The sequence below is a fragment of the Roseburia hominis genome (genome assembly GCA_040702975.1).
In the GTDB taxonomy this organism is placed as follows: Bacteria; Bacillota; Clostridia; order Lachnospirales; family Lachnospiraceae; genus Allocoprococcus; species Allocoprococcus hominis_A.
On record CP159990.1, the window covers coordinates 2955163 to 2968052 of the forward strand.

11 protein-coding genes are annotated in these 12890 nt (G+C 48.1%); 1 reads left to right on the forward strand and 10 read right to left on the reverse strand.

Annotation, left to right across the window (positions count from 1 at the left end; genetic code table 11):
- Window positions 1-325: 325 nt before the first annotated feature.
- The 9 genes from scfA to ABXS75_13780 form a co-directional block, all read right to left on the reverse strand.
- Window positions 326-469: a six-cysteine ranthipeptide SCIFF gene (gene scfA / locus ABXS75_13740; protein ID XCP84124.1), complete on the reverse strand. Its 144-nt coding sequence runs from the start codon at window positions 467-469 to the stop codon at window positions 326-328.
- A gap of 217 nt (window positions 470-686) precedes the next feature.
- On the reverse strand, window positions 687-1808 hold the full coding sequence (locus ABXS75_13745; GenBank protein XCP84125.1) for an AAA family ATPase: 1122 nt from the start codon (window positions 1806-1808) through the stop codon (window positions 687-689).
- A gap of 169 nt (window positions 1809-1977) precedes the next feature.
- Entirely contained in the window at window positions 1978-2349 is a 372-nt protein-coding gene (locus tag ABXS75_13750) for a TIGR04086 family membrane protein (protein ID XCP84126.1), read from the reverse strand.
- Window positions 2350-2544: 195 nt separating this feature from the next.
- The gene (gene pcp, locus ABXS75_13755) at window positions 2545-3192 is read right to left on the reverse strand and encodes a pyroglutamyl-peptidase I (protein XCP84127.1); all 648 of its coding nucleotides are present in this window, start codon (window positions 3190-3192) and stop codon (window positions 2545-2547) included.
- A 64-nt stretch (window positions 3193-3256) separates the two neighbouring features.
- The gene (locus tag ABXS75_13760; protein ID XCP84128.1) at window positions 3257-4246 is read right to left on the reverse strand and encodes a peptidase; all 990 of its coding nucleotides are present in this window, start codon (window positions 4244-4246) and stop codon (window positions 3257-3259) included.
- A 39-nt stretch (window positions 4247-4285) separates the two neighbouring features.
- On the reverse strand, window positions 4286-5239 hold the full coding sequence (locus ABXS75_13765; protein XCP84129.1) for a DUF979 domain-containing protein: 954 nt from the start codon (window positions 5237-5239) through the stop codon (window positions 4286-4288).
- A 15-nt stretch (window positions 5240-5254) separates the two neighbouring features.
- Window positions 5255-5953, reverse strand: a complete 699-nt coding sequence (locus ABXS75_13770) for a DUF969 domain-containing protein (GenBank protein XCP84130.1) — start codon at window positions 5951-5953, stop codon at window positions 5255-5257.
- Window positions 5954-6000: 47 nt separating this feature from the next.
- Window positions 6001-7590, reverse strand: coding sequence for a M14 family metallopeptidase (locus ABXS75_13775; GenBank protein XCP84131.1), 1590 nt, complete (start codon window positions 7588-7590; stop codon window positions 6001-6003).
- Window positions 7591-7648: 58 nt separating this feature from the next.
- Window positions 7649-9334, reverse strand: coding sequence for a hypothetical protein (locus ABXS75_13780; protein XCP84132.1), 1686 nt, complete (start codon window positions 9332-9334; stop codon window positions 7649-7651).
- 468 nt (window positions 9335-9802) lie between these two features.
- Here ABXS75_13780 and ABXS75_13785 point away from each other — a divergent pair, with 468 nt between their 5' ends.
- Entirely contained in the window at window positions 9803-10393 is a 591-nt protein-coding gene (locus ABXS75_13785) for a TetR/AcrR family transcriptional regulator (protein ID XCP84133.1), read from the forward strand.
- Between the two features lie 50 nt (window positions 10394-10443).
- Here ABXS75_13785 and ABXS75_13790 read toward each other — a convergent pair whose 3' ends face one another.
- Window positions 10444-12879, reverse strand: a complete 2436-nt coding sequence (locus tag ABXS75_13790; GenBank protein ID XCP84134.1) for a glycoside hydrolase family 2 protein — start codon at window positions 12877-12879, stop codon at window positions 10444-10446.
- Between the last annotated feature and the right edge of the window lie 11 nt (window positions 12880-12890).

Below are 12890 nucleotides of genomic sequence, written 5' to 3' on the forward strand. Positions count from 1 at the left end.
TGTTATCATTCCTAATTATCGCCAGAACAAATAGCCATCAAACGTCTTCGCGGATACGTTTGGCAACAAAAAAGGTCCACCGGACCTTTTTATCATATGATGTCGAGGTCAAAAGACATTTTGTCCCCTATGATATACGGATTACTCCGCACTTCGTGCCCCCGTAATCCTAAAACACCTCAAATCCGCTCAGATATGCCTGGCACCGAGTGAACATCCGCCGGATGTTCACTTAGGTATGCCTGGCAACCAACAGACAGCGGCTAGTGTCACACTAGGAGCCGCTGTCCGCCTTTTTTCTCAATACTCGTCTGAAATTCTCTATCTACTTATGATGTTCGCAGGTCTGATTTCCTACTGTACAGGAAGTCTTACATGCAGACTGACAGGATGTCTGGCACTCACCGCATCCGCCCTTTTTGATAGTATTGTTCAAAGTCTGGGTATTCAGTGTTTTGATGTGCTTCATCGCAAACTCCTCCTTTATCGCTGTTATACTTAAAATCATAAGCGGTATCTATGTATACACTCTCACCGCTTCTGTATCAGGCCGCCAAAAGGCGCAGTATCCCAAATACTATCCTAGTATAGCATAACTCTCTTAAAATCGTCAATGTATAGCCGAAGAGTTTTTGCAGGTTTTTCAAGATAATTTCAGTTGGAACCCTGCCCTTCTTTTCTACTGTCTAACCGATTAATACCTGTTTTCCTTTAAACGCGAATCCATATCTGCGTATTTTCTCTGCCGGAATCTCTTTTGCTTCCAATGCGGCTGCATATTTCTTATTGTCAATCTGCGAAAGCGCTGCCTCCACCGTATCCTCCAGACACGTTTCTCTGCGCGGGTTAAATACTTTAAATTCCAGTATAATGGCATCCAGTTCCGGTTTTCTCGGCTCCAGTATCACATCGTATCTGCCAAATCCACTCTCCCGATTAGAAATCACGGCATACTTGTCCGTCAGTTCCACCATAAGTCCCAGCACAAATCCATGATAGAAGCGCTCCGGCTCCGCTTCACCGGAAGGTCTGTTCCCAACATCAAAATAACTGAATGTTGCGAGAGCCACCCTGTTCATGTACACATTCATCGCATCTAAATCTCCCAAAAGCAGTGCCTTTATAAAATCATTATAATTCGAAGAGGTCGAGGCAAACCAGCCCCTCACCATGCCTCGGAACATGACTTTTACCTCAAAATTCGTAAGCTCCAGCTCATAGACCTGCTTCCACTCCCCATATTCCGAAGCCTTGATCTCATGATTTTTCACTTTGAGATACCCACTGGCAAGAAGAAGACTCCAGATTGCGCTCTCGTCCAGATCAAGCTGATTATACACAATCTGTTCATCAATCTCGGTAACTACAGATCCGCCATTTAATAGTTCTTTGAACACTTCTTTAATATTTCCTGCACTTTCCCGGACCAATTTTCCTGCCAGACTGTTACTGCTTGTGTTGGCCCAATAAGGCCCTACAGCCTGTTTGTCCAAATAATTAATAATTGACCATGGATTATAGATATCCCTTTTTCCTCCAAACGTAAAACCGTCATACCATGCTTTCACACAATCCCTGTTTTCCCAAAGTCCATACTCTTTCAAAGCCAGATAAACTTCCTGTTCCGTAAATCCAAATACCTCTTCATACTTGGCCGAAGTTCCGAATCGACGTGGGCGGGTGATCAGGGTAACACTGTCCCCGCTCTCCCACCATTCTTTTATAAAAGCCGTTTTATCAATATAGAAATAATCCCTTGTTCGGATTACACTAAAATCCTGATTCCCAATTCCAATCGTTCTTGACATAGAAGTGCCTCCTTCCTGTTACTTTTCAGTATAGCCGATTTTTTTGTTAAATACAATTACGAACTGCCTACAGTTTTTACAAAACTGAGATGAAGATCCACTGGACCTTCACTTAGGTATGCTTGGCAACAAAAAGCTGACCACCTTTTACAATGATCAGCTTTCTCTCTCAGGAAACCATTCCCCCCAGCATTCCTCCCGCCGCGCAGAGTGCAAATGCCATCACGGTACTTGCTCCCCCCTGCGCACTGCGGTAAACGCCAATAGATATTAATAACAACAATGCAAAATACAATGCCCCCAGGATCAACCCCCAAAGAAATCTGCGCACCTTTGCCAGCTTTCCGATGATCAGACCACCGGCAAATGTAGAGATTACGTAGACGGCCAGGATTCCGATCTGCACCTTCCCCTCCTCCAAATCGAACTTATAAAGAAGGACTGTGAGGAGGAGCAAAAGCACTCCGGTCACTATGTAGGATGCCAGCAATGATTTCAGCATCCATATCGCTTTTATATCACTTTGCAATTTCTTTTCCATATTCTTCCGCCTCCTTACTTACATAAAACATATGAAAGAAGGCTGTGAAATATGAATGATTCCAACAAAAAGACAGATCCCCTCCATTGGAATCATACCAATAACAGAACCTGTCTTTTTACATATTTATATATTACCCTATGCAGTTTCCTTTCCCCACCCCCCAATCGTGCGGCGGGACCTCCTGCACTTTGCCTAGTGGGTCGTTCCTCCCACCTGCTCTTTAATATCCTCTTCGTTCTCTACAGTCGCCTCAATCGCATACTCCAACGCTTTCGCGATGGTCTCAAGGGCCATGCTCGGCGTTCCGTTCGGTTTCGTTACTACCTGCTCATCCGCATACGGTACATGGATAAATCCTGCGCGGATATTCGGGTACTTCGTCGCTGCCATATGAAGAACATTATACATAACACAGTTGCATACATAGGTTCCTGCCGTATATGAAATATGGCACGGAATTCCATGCTCACGTACATTCTTTACGATCGCCTTGACCGGAATCGTTGCGAAATACGCGGTCTCGCCCTCTGCCTGAAGCGGCTCGTCCATCGGCTGCTCACCGTCATTATCCGGAATTCTTGCCTCGACCAGATTGATTCCTACCTTCTCGATAGTCACGCAGGAACGCCCGCCAGCCTGACCCACATTGATCACTACATCCGGATTATGTTCCTTGATTCCTGCCTCAACAGCCGGGCCGCTCTTTGAAAATACGGTCGGAATCTCCAGTTTGATGATCTCGGCGCCTGCGATGGCATCCGGCAGAAGTTTTACTGCCTCATACGCCGGGTTCACGCTCTCTCCGCCAAACGGATCAAAGCCTGTAACTAAAACTTTCATTTCTATTTCCTCCTTTACCTTCATACTCCATTTTTTATAGGATGCTTTACGCTCGCCTGCCGCTCTAGTACGGCACAGCCTCCGGTATAATAATCCGGCCCTGCTGCATAATCTGCCTGTTATCCGTATAAATATCCGGCTCATGGCACACCAGGTCAAAATGTCCATTGGCATTCTGCCGTCCGCCAAGCGCCAGATTTCTTCCAAGTCCAATATGGAAGGTCCCATAGGCAGACTCATCTTCAATATAACAATTCCCCAGACACCGGGAATACGAATTCAGGCCGATTCCAAATTCTCCTCCAATATAGATTCTGGAATCCCGATACCCTTCCATGTATTCCTTAAGCCGTTTTCCGGTCGGGGTCTCCTCGATCTTCACGATCCTGCCCCCGCTGAACACGATTTTTGTCGGCTCGTCTGCCTTTCCGATATACCCGAGAGAGCCATCCAGCATCATGACGCCTTCCGTCTTCGTCTCCTCAATCGGAACATACACCTCGATGCTCGCGGAAGAATATCCCTTTCCATCTTTGACCACGCCGTTAAAAAATCCCGGAACGCGTCCGCTCTTTCCCATATGCAGATCCGTGCCCGCCGGAGTCGTCACATGAAGCCTGCTGGAGCTTTTCAGGTATTTCATGATCACCTTCGCCATCAGGCGGCTCTTTCGGGTGTCCATGGTCAGGAAGTCATATCCCAGCATCGACCTACCATCATTCGTGGATAACGGAAGAGACAAAAATTTCTTATGCTTCTGGATCGCACGCTTCGCCGCCTTTGTCGTCACAAGCGAATATTCCGTTGCCGCAATGATTGCAGTGTAAGGATCAAATACCTCCTCATTCTCGTCAAAGAACACCCCTACATGGCGCCCTTTGTTCTCCACGACCAAAGAGTTCACCGACCTGGCCCTTCCAAGAGCCGCCTTGCGCATAATCCGGGACTCTGCCAGATGTTCTTTTGTTGTCACGATCAGCAGCCTGTCCCAGGGCTTTACCTGCACCCATTTTTCAATAATAATTTTTGCCCCTCTCCCCATTTCCCACGACATTTATTTGTACCTCTATAAAACCACGATCAATAAATCCTGTTATTTCAAAGCGATCATGAATCCGATCTGTACGACCAGCATGATAGCCGCAACGACCACCTGATTCTTAATAACACCCCAGCGGTCCTTCATATTCAGGATTGCCACCGGAACGATATTGAAGTTCGCTGCCATCGGTGTACATAAGGTACCACAGTATCCACAGGTCAGAGCCAGCATACCGATTACCACCGGATTAGCACCGTATTCCAACACGAACGGTGCACCAATACCAACCGTCATAACTGTGATCGCTGCAAACGCATTTCCCATGATCATGGTAAAGAGTACCATACCAACTGCAAAAATAATGATACCTACCGTCACATTTCCTTTCGGAACGATCTTGCCCACGAGATCTGCGATCACATCACCTACGCCCGCTGCTGTGAACACACCGCCCAGACAGCCAAGAAGCTGCGGAAGCATACACAGAGGTCCCATAATAGACAGGAAACGCTCGGAATCCTGTAAAAATACCTGCGGTTTATTCTCTTTCGCAGAGTAAAGCATCAAGATCACAATTGCAAGCGCCACGCCAAAGGTGATAGCGATCATAGAGCTGATGTTTGCAAAAAATGCAAATGCCAGTGAAAATACGGCTACGGAAAATGCCGGGATAAAAATCTTCATTCCGATTTTCTCATACTGTGCTCTTGAAAATTCTTTCGTCGGTGCATTCGTCTTACCGACCTTTACTTTCTTGAAGATCGGCGGCAGACACATGATAATGACCAGCACACCGGAAACCTTTGCCGGCAGCCAGGAGCCAAATGCACAAACCACACCAAAGGAACACCAGAAAATAGCAGTTCCTACTCTGGACGGATTCTCCTCGTCAAGCAGGTTCTTAATTCCTGCATAGATCGTAATCAATCCGACAATAATCCATACGATATTCAGACCGTTCGCATTAAACGCATCGCTTACCTGTATAAACTTTAAATTACTCATCGCTTATCCTCCCCCCTATTTTCTTCCGTTCTTTCCTGTGGAACTACCGTAGTACTTCTTTGTCAGTTTCTTATCTTTCATAAGGAAGTAGACACAAGCTACGACCAGCGCGATCAAAGCGACCGGAATTTCCTGCATAGCCAGATCAATCAGCTCTACCTCGTATCCAAGAGACGCCAGTGTGGTCTGTACCAGAATACCACCGGAACCTCCGACGAACAATACCTGGAAGAAGAACCATGTAATATTTTCCATAGCGGACGACATACCTTTAATATCTTCCATGTGTTCCTCTGTCGGCTCATGTCCGGAGTTCTTTACAGCACCTTCCGCCATCGGGAGCAGTACCGGACGGATAAATCCGGCAACGCCGCCGAATCCTACGTTGAATGCTCCGAAGAATCCTCTTAAAATACCATATGCACAGACTAACTTACCGGCGGTCGCTCCTTTGACCTTCTTGATCAGGTCGGCAGCCGCCTCACGAAGACCATTTCTCTCCAATGTTCCGGTAACCAAAAGGATCATGATAAAGATCGCCATGCTTCGGTTCGCAACAAAGTTTGTTCCGATGGTCTCCAGAAGTCCCTCTACTCCCAGGCCGCCAACAATACCGGTGGTAATAAGGGCCAGGAAAATGATCAGGATAGAATCCAGTTTCAGCGCGAATCCAACGATTACGATTACTACGCCAAGCAGTTTGATGAGTTCCATAACTTGCTCCTCCTTTGGATATGTAAAATTTTTATTTTTTCCAGATATCAGACAACCACGGGACGAAGTCTTAAATATCTGGCAAAAATCTTATCTTTGGTGCCATACCATACCTCCTGCGGGCATTTTGCCTGCATCAGCATCCTGATGGTCACTTCATCGTGCGCCGCATGTGCGCGTGCACACAGGTTCAAATACTCTCCCTGCGCCGTCTCATCTGCCACCTCGCTGGTGTAGGATACCGTCGTGATCCAGGGGTAGCGGATCGACGGATACCTGTGGGCCGGATCGTGGGCAAAAGGAATCCAGTAATTGATCATATTTTTATAGTAATCTGCCGGAAACAGCTTCGGCAGCCAGCCATGTGCGTATTTCTCGAACTGTACGCTCCACTCGCGGTTCAGCGCAGTCATCTCGTCATCTTCGGCAATCCGGTCCGCAATCACATCTTCCATTCGCTTATTCACCGGATAATTTCCACTATACTCCGGATCCGTCACATACCAGAAATACCCGTAAAGGAGCGATCTCGGAAGCCAGAATCCCTTATAGGACGGGGACGTGTATCCAGAGAACTGCTGTTCCCACTCATGACTTGGAACCCCATGATTGTCCACCAGAACGTCCGGCGCAAACCGCTCATAAAGGCGGGAAAGCCCCATCGCCTCCGTGTGGATCGTATCCTGCTGAAAATGCTCGTAATAGAACTCTTTTCCCAACGAATTGAAACGCGCCACATGGAATTTCCAGTAAGGGTGCTCCTTTTGGAGTTCATAATGAATCGCCGCGCCGTCCACATTCTCCATCGGCACCAGAACCAGATTCAGCTTATCGGGAAGCTCTCTAAAGTCCTCCGTTGTCAAAAGACGTTTCAGCAAAATAAAGGCCGCGTTGGTGCTGGACACTTCGTTTGCGTGATGCCTGGCATTGATAATCTCACTGGGAACGCGGCTTAAGCGTTTCGTCAAAGAGAGATATCCCTCATACCCGGGCTTAAGCCAGATCGCATACAGCTTTCTACCCGTATAGGACACTGCGCTTTGAAATACTTCGATCTGCGGCACCTGTTTTAACTCTTCTATAATCTCTAAATAAGTATCATACCCAATCAATTCATTCTCATGCAGATTAATGTCCGTAATCTTTTTTGTTTTCTCGCAAACCGGGCGCACAGGCATCTTTGCCTCGCATACTACGCCATCTGTGTCCTCAAACCGAATCACATCGCAATTTGCCATTTCCCGGCTGATACTTAAGATTCCTCGCTCCAAAAGAGAGGCATACTCCCTTAAATGCGGCTTTTCCACGCCTTCTGCATGGACCGTCACGACAAACTGCCCTGCCTCATAAGACAGGCGGCTTATGAAAAGCGCCGCCGCACTGCGTTCTCTCTGTCTGCAAATAACCATATCTGTCCCCGGCTCTTGCCCCGCCTTTTGTACCAGATACGGCTCTTTGGCAAGCTGATCCAGTAGCGTCACTTTAAAAATCGGCCGTCCTTCCTTATTATGAATCTGCGGCAAAATAAGTCCCGGCGCATCCAGCATCACATCGTAACTGCGCAATCCATAATTTTTAAAATAATCACTGCCTGTAAAATACATATCTTCATGCAATGCATCCAGTGAAGAAATCATATCTTCCCTGCTGCCCGTCCGAAAATCCGGTTCGCTGACCGTCACATCGAGAAGCAGTTCATGGAAAAACGGCTGCCTGCCCGGCTCTTAAGTCTTGGCCCGTCTTTTCCTCCACATAGGAACGGACATCCGGCAGGACCTTACTCTGGTATACATCCCAGATCTCCTCCAGATCAGTCCTGACCTTCTGGCTTACGATCGTTTCGCCATTAACCTGCACTTCCAGATAACCGGTCGCAGGGTGCACCTTTCCCAGCTCCGGACAGGAATCCAGATAGGGACGCTCTGAACAATGCGCCAGATAATTTCCCTCATAACAGAGTTCTCCTGCTCTCCAGCATTTGCAGAGATAGGTCAGCTCCTCTTCTCCCTCATATGGCAGAAATACCACCTGCTCTCTCGCAATATGTAACTCGCGCACCAGAATATCCTCGATCGGGTACAACTCCTGCAAATACCGAATCGGCAGGTCATACCATTTATCCGGGTCATTCGCCTTCACATTATGATAAGAAGGAGTTGCCCCGTTCTCATCTACCCATTCTGTCTGTCCTTCCGGCAAGAATGGCTTAAAATAAATCTCAATCCGTTCTGATCCGGCTTCCCTGGCCGCCGGAATCACAACCTCGTCGATCCAGGAAAAGCCTTGTTTATAGGCACAGAGAATCTGCGTCTTTATAAGATCCGCTCCCCGGTCTTTGACCGCAGAGAGAATTCTTTCTTCCAGATCCTCCCGAATCCTTCGGTCTTCACTTAAGGCGCCGGATACCTGGACCGTATCGCCTTCCCGCAGCAGCGGATATACCTTTTCTTCCAATATCTGTTCAAAATTCTCTACTTCCCAGGGAAGCTCATAAATCTTTTCATAAATTTTCTTTCCGGATTTGTAATTGTGAAACACATGCTCCGGGAAATGCTCTTTCTGCTCCTTCGTGATCTCCGGCGAGCCATAGACCTCACAGACACCGCCCGGATTCTCCTCTTCCCAAGCCGCCAGATATGCGAGCTGTCCATCCGCCCCGCGCAGGATAAAATCATCCGTCATCTCCATCAGAATGTCCCGCCAGGTCTTCCACTCGCCCATCTTCGGGAATTTCTCGCAAATCTGTGCAGAAAATGCTTCCAGATCCTTCCCTTCTCCTTGCATCACGGCGTGAACGGCATCTTTCGTTTCCACAAGAGCCAGCTCCGTACACTTCGCATACTCGAGAACGACTGCATTTCCACAGTAGCCCTCGTCCGCTACCAGCCTTCCCTCATAAGCCGTGGTCTCCATTCCGAACCGATACGCCAGATTGCAAGCCGCGATCAGCATGGAATCATCTATCTTATCTGGCAGTATCAGCTTCACATCCAGCTTATCCGGAAACAGATCCTGATCTTCGTCCTTCAAAAACGGCCCTTTTCCGAACATACACTCCAGGCCTTTCTTTTCCCGGAAATCCAGATCGAACATCTCTTCACCTAAGTCTGCCTGGTAGCCATGATGAGAATCTGTCGGATCTCCAATTAAGCATGCCTGGCAGCCATGGTGAGCCGCCTGATACCCTTCCGGTACCGGTGCCTCATGCTGCATCCAAAGTGCCCGAAGCTCCTCATCACTTTCCGGAATTCGAATCTCCCCGTCTTCTGCGATCACGGGAAACTTTGCCGTCTCAGACTGAAATCCAAGAAGCAGCGCCGCCTCCACCGCATAGCACACCCTTTGCCTGTCTATCCCCGTCTCCAGTCTCAATCTTTTCATAGTGTTCTCCTTTAAAGCTGCAGTAACAATGTACACCCCGTTTAGGAATGCATACCGTATTTGATACAGCATTACATTCCGTACTGCGTTCTCTTTTTTAACTTATGGCATCATTTTAGCACAACCTAACTCATATCGCAATCATTTTCTCCGCTTTATCACTGTATCTCAGTAAAGTAATTATTGCTCATTTTCTTTTCAACAGCACACTTCACCGAAGGAACGCCTGCGAACAATATAATTTTTTCTATAAGTTCTTTCAACTTGAGTAAAACATAATAATAATTGAAAACCCTTCTCATTTTATGGTACACTACTCATATGGATATCCGAGTCAAAAGATATGTATGACATGCTTGCATACCAACTGACTGTAGGACCTGCAAAACACCGAAAAGCAGCCATTTTTGAGGAAAATGAGCGGATTTGAGGTTTTTTAATATAGATAAGTAAAGAGGAATTATAATTATGAAACCGTCCACCAAAAAAAGTGCAAAAACGAAAATACAGGAGACCGCCTGGGAGCTATTTCTCGCCCAGGGCTACGAAGAGACCACCATTTCCCAGATCATCGAGAGGTCCGGCACCTCCCGCAGCGCCTTTTACCATCATTTCCGTGGAAAGGACGAACTGCTTTTCAGCGTGGCCTATACTTATGACCTGCGCTATCAGGACTGGGTCGACGCCTGTCCGAAGGATTTGCACGCGGTCGACAAACTGATTTCTTTCAATGATTATATCTTTAAGGCTTTGGAGGATTCCCCGTATCGTTCTCTGTATTCGCTGCTTTACGGGCTCCAGGTCTCCACCACCGGCACCCGCCATATCCTGAACCCGGACAGACAGTATTATCAGATTCTGCGCTCCATCACAAAAGAAGGCATAGAAAAAGGAGAGATCATCTCTCCTCACTCCTACACAGAACTCTCCAATATGATTTCCAGTTTTCAGATCGGCACGACATATAGCTGGTGTCTGCAGCGGGGGCAGCACTCGCTCTTTCAATATGGAAAAGAATTATTAACACCGTTTTTAGAATCACTCAGGGCACCCAGATAGGGTGCCCTTCTTTTTTACGTCAAAGGAAAGTGCGAAAGCACATTCTATTTTTATCGTATATCATATACACTTCTAAGCCTGATTCCTTTGATTTCCCCTGACAGCACCCTGACTCTCTTTTCATTTCCGTTCAAGTCAAAATAATTGTCTGACAGGATCAAATCTTCATTTTCGTTTAGAATCTCCACGCTTTTTGCATACGCTTTCGCGGACACGACAATCTCATCGCCTTCAATCCGATAAGAAAGCCCGGGATCCTCGTACCGGAAATACTTCGGGTAAGAGAAGATTACCGTTCCTTCGGAAAGGACTTCGCCATTCCGGGTCATCTCGTAGCTCACATATTCCGAAAAGATATCCACCTCGGGAAGCAGCACCTTGTCAAGCCACACACTGCTAAGCGCAGGCACCCTGATCTCCTGCGTACCGCCGTTTCTTAAAATCTCTGCCCTTGCATTTCGCACCGCCCAGGATACCTGCACGGTTTCTTCCTGCATCGTCTCATTTGCCACATTCAGGCGAATGGATTTCTCAAATTCAAAGTGTTCCCGGTTCATGTCAGCTTCTACCGTCATCATTCCCTCTTCCTGGCAGGAAAGAAGCAGCGGTGCAAAGAACCGTTTTTCCGCATAATGCAATGCCTTCCAGCGTCCGCAGTAATCAATGGACGCCCACGAGGTGACCGGCCAGCAGTCGTTGAGCTGCCATACGATCGCTCCCATACAGCGGCCTCTGTTTCTCCGGAAATGCTCCACTCCATAGCGGATTGCATCTGCCTGAAGAAGCTGTGACGCATAAAGAAGAGTATCAAAGCTGGTGGGATACAGGTAGGTCTGCTGCAGATAATTCATGATCTTCCCGTTGGCGCCATACTGTCTTTGATGCTTTTCCATCACATAGGAAAAAATATTCATATCCTTCGGATCGTCGGTAAAAGTCTCGACCGTCTTCCTGCTCGGGAAAGACTGGAACCCGAATTCCGACGCATAGCGGAAAAAGAATTTCCGGTATTCGGAGAACGGCTTATTGCCGTGCCATACGTCCCAGTAATGCACATCGCCCCGGCCTGGACTGTTCGGCTCATCAAAGGAGCCGCCGGAGGACGGACTTGCCGGCCAGTAGAAGGTCTGCGGGTCATACTCTAAGAGCACCTCGGGGATCAACTGTTCATACATGATGATGTAATCACGTACCTCCGTTTTCTTTGTCACCCAGTGGTGGCCGTCCCCCACGAACATTTCCATCTCATTGTTCCCGCACCACAAGCCTAAGGATGCATGATGACGCAGCCGTTTCACATTATCTATAAATTCCTGACGGATATTTGCCTTGAACGCAGGGGTCAGCTCGTAAACTGCACAGGCGAACATGAAGTCCTGCCACACGATAAGGCCCAGCTCGTCGCAGATATCATAGAACCAGTCGTCGGGATAATAACCGCCGCCCCACACGCGCACCGTATTGTAATTTGCCAAGACGCACTGCTCTAGGAGTTTTCTCGTCCTCTGGGGCGTAACTCTGCCAAGCAGGTGATCCTCCGGGATATAATCCGCTCCCATAGCGAAAATCGCCGTCCCGTTCACCTCATGCGCAAAGCTCTCTCCCCACTCGTCCTTCTCGATTTTCATGGTCATCGTGCGAAGCCCGATACGTCTCTCCCAGGTATCCACCGCCATTTCATCTGCGTACAGCGTTACCTTCACCTTGTAGAGCGGCTGGCTGCCGTATCCGTTCGGCCACCAGAGCAGAGGATCTTTGACCTTGATCTTTTCCGGCGAACCCTGATAAAAATGAAGGTTTCCCTCCGGGTCCGTGATCTCCACTTCATAAGAAAGCGCTGCGTCCGCAAACTGCTCTTCCTCCACCTTAAAGCAGAGGTCTACCTCGCCCTCCTTATGCTCCTGCCGGATATAAACACTGTCGATCCGTGCTTTGGTGATTCCAAGCAGAGAGACCTGACGGAAAATTCCGGCGTCCGGAAGGTGTGCCCCCCAGTCCCAGCCGAACATACAATGCGCTTTTCTCATGTGTACGAACCCGTCCATGGCGTCCTCGGAACCCAGGGTACGGCATTTTTCAAACTCTTCTCTGATAAAACGGGTCGGAGAATGCAGCACGACGCGAAGCAAATTTCCTTCTTGTCTTACCACATCTGTCACATCGTATTCCCAGATGCGGTGCATATTGAAGGCCTCTCCCACCTTTTTGTCATTCACATAGATGTCCGCGATGGTATCGATTCCGTCAAAGCGAAGCAAAATCCTGTCGCTTCCCATCAGCGCCTCTTCACAGTCAAATACACAGGTATACTCATAGTCATCTTCCATGAGCGCCAGTGCCTGAATCTCATTGTCCTTCCAGAAAGGGTCCTCCATATTGCCGTTCCTCAAAAGGTCGGTATACACCGTTCCCGGCACGACTGCCGCCTGATGCTCCTCCCCGGCACGCTTCATCTTCCAGTGCTTACCTATCCACTGCTGTATCATGCAAGTTCCCC